The organism is Microbacterium sp. Bi128 (assembly GCF_918698205.1).
In genome coordinates, this window is the sequence record NZ_CAKKMM010001629.1 from 1 (window position 1) to 1,073 (window position 1,073).

Here is a 1,073-nt window from a genome sequence, read left to right on the forward strand (position 1 = left end):
CGCGATGGCCATGACCGCTGCGGAGCTGATGCCGGAATGGAAAATCGTTGCGAACCAGCTGGGGAACTTGTCGTAGAACGTGGGGGCGGCGATCGGGATCATCCCGAAGCCGATGGAGGCGGCGACGATGATCAGGTTCATGTTGTTCCGGTACTCCACTTTGGCCAGCGTGCGGATGCCGCTCGCGGCCACCGTGCCGAAGAGCACAATCCCGGCACCTCCCAAGACCGCCGTCGGGACCGCCGCGACCACCCGGCCGAGCACCGGCAGCAGGCCCAGCAGCACCAGGATGACGCCGCCGGCCGCTACTACATAGCGGCTCTTGATCTTGGTGACGGCGACCAGGCCAACGTTCTGGGCGAACGCGCTTTGCGTGAAGGAGCCGAAGACCGGCGCCACGAGGCTGGAAACCATATCTGCCCGCAGGCCCGCTGCGATCCGCTTCGAATCAACCCGGGTGCCCACGATTTCGCCGACGGCCAGGATGTCGGCCATGGTCTCGGTCAGGATCACCAGCACCACGATCAGCATGGAGATGATGGCGGCAGCTTCGAAGGTGGGTGCGCCGAGGTGGAACGGTGCGGGGAAGGCGACGATCGGGCCGTCGCCGACGTTCGAGAAGTCCGCCATGCCGGTGACGACGGCGACCCCCGTTCCGGCCAGCATGGCCAGCAGGATGGACAGGCGGGAAATAGTGGCGCTGCCGACCTTGCTCAGCAGGAGCACGAGGGCCAGGGTAATAGCCGCCAGCCCGATGTTGGCCACGCTCCCGTAGTCCTCGGCCTTCCTGTTTCCGCCCATGGCCCAGTTGGCCGCCACGGGCATCAGTGTTAGGCCGATGATGGTGATGACTGTGCCGGTGACCACCGGCGGGAAGAACCGGACAATCTTGGAGAACACCGGGGCGATCAGCAGCCCGATGGCTGCAGAGGCAATGACAGCGCCGAAGACGGCAGGGAGGCCGCCTCCGCCGGTGACGATGGCGACCATCGTCGCCACGCTGGCGAACGAGACGCCCTGAACCAGGGGGAGCTGGGAGCCGAAGAACGGCAAGCCCAGGGTCTGGAGCAGCG

Annotated in this window: 1 protein-coding gene; it reads right to left on the reverse strand. The window is 66.2% G+C overall.

The features are described from left to right. Positions 1 to 1,073: nucleobase:cation symporter-2 family protein (locus LQV45_RS35070; RefSeq protein ID WP_230012621.1), on the reverse strand; the 1,073-nt coding region annotated here is incomplete at both ends.